Origin of the sequence: Pseudomonas sp. MIACH (genome assembly GCF_001269925.1) — a bacterium.
Lineage (GTDB): Bacteria > Pseudomonadota > Gammaproteobacteria > Pseudomonadales > Pseudomonadaceae > Aquipseudomonas.
The window spans coordinates 1-1,351 of sequence record NZ_LHVO01000047.1 but is presented as its reverse complement, the minus strand read 5'-3'; the positions used below and the strand labels follow the sequence as shown (position 1 = coordinate 1,351).

Below are 1,351 nucleotides of genomic sequence, written 5' to 3'. Positions count from 1 at the left end.
CGTATAAGCAGTAATTGGTTTTCCGTCTCTGTTTAAATGCACAACGGCTTTTGACTGCTTTCCATATACAAGTCCCTCTCTTTTATACCCCTCACCGACAACTTTTCCCATGTCCATTGGTTTTGGGGATTGCGCTCTGCCATTCAGTTTGAATATTAAAATAGCTCGTTCAATTGCATTGAATTGATCTCTGTGACTAAGAAAGTGCGTAGCTGCGCTTGGTGGTCTGGGTTGTCCCGCATTTCTCCCTCTATCGAAGGTCTCGATTTCGCCGGTGGTGGGGTTCCTAGCTGTTTCTACTCGTTCAAGTTGAGATATTAATGATGTTTGAGCTCCGTGCTTTTCTAGGAAGTGCGCTCCCGGAATTGACGTTTCCAACTCCGATAGATGTCGGTGAATATTTGACTCCGCAAGCTCATCAATTCTTGCCTGTCGTTCCGCACGTGTTAGTTGCGGTAAAGCGGGTTCTCCGCGATTGACACTTTCCGTGGGCGTCGGAACGCTCGTGCTTGGCTTACATCCATCCCCTCCTGGACATGTGCTCAAGCCTAACGGATCCACCCATCCCGTAGGGTTGGGCACATACTGGTAAGCATTGATCCCACCCGCCAACTTCACAGGGTCCGGCGTCAGATAACACCCAATATCCGGATTGTAGTAGCGATGACGGTTGTAGTGCAGTCCGCTTTCCTGATCGAAGTACTGACCCTGAAAACGTAGCGGGTTGTCGATTTTGCCTTTGTCGAGACGGCTGATCTGGCCGTAGGCGCGGTAGTGGGCGGACCAGACGATTTCGCCGTCGGGGGCGGTGAGTTCCTGTGGCGTGCCGAGGTGGTCGAGTTGGTAGTGGAAGGCTTTGGTGTTTTTTGGGCCGAAGCCTTCCAGCAGTGCCAGTGGACGGAAACTGTCGTGCTCGTAGAGATAGCTGCGATGGCGATCCGCATGGTGCTCAGCAATCAGCTTGTCGCCTTGCCAGAAAAACTCCGTGGTTATGCCGTCCACGGTTTTGCTGATGCGTCGCCCAAACGGGTCATAGCGATAGCTGGCGGTTTGGCCGTTGGGTTGGGTGAAGCCTATCAGCCGATGCTGGCAGTCGTAGCGGTATTCGGTGACGAGTGCGTGCCCACGGCCACGCCGTTCACGGATGAGGTTGCCGAAGGCGTCATAGTCGTAGTGGCGGTCGCCCTGGATCATCAGGCGGTTGCCGGCGACGATGTCGGGGCCGGGGCGGTCTTGCATGAGCAGGTTGCCGGCCGGGGTGTGGCCGAAGCGTTCCTGCAGGTCCTGGGAGTGGTTGGCGCGGGTGAGGCGGCCTAGCGGGTCGTAGTGGTAGTGGTGTTCGCCTTTGCGG

Annotated in this window: 1 protein-coding gene; it reads right to left on the bottom strand. The window is 55.3% G+C overall.

Annotated features, from left to right (window positions below; translation table 11 throughout):
* Positions 1-1,351 (bottom strand): RHS repeat domain-containing protein (locus tag AD670_RS31025; RefSeq protein ID WP_256243923.1); only part of this gene is annotated, 1,351 nt, incomplete at both ends.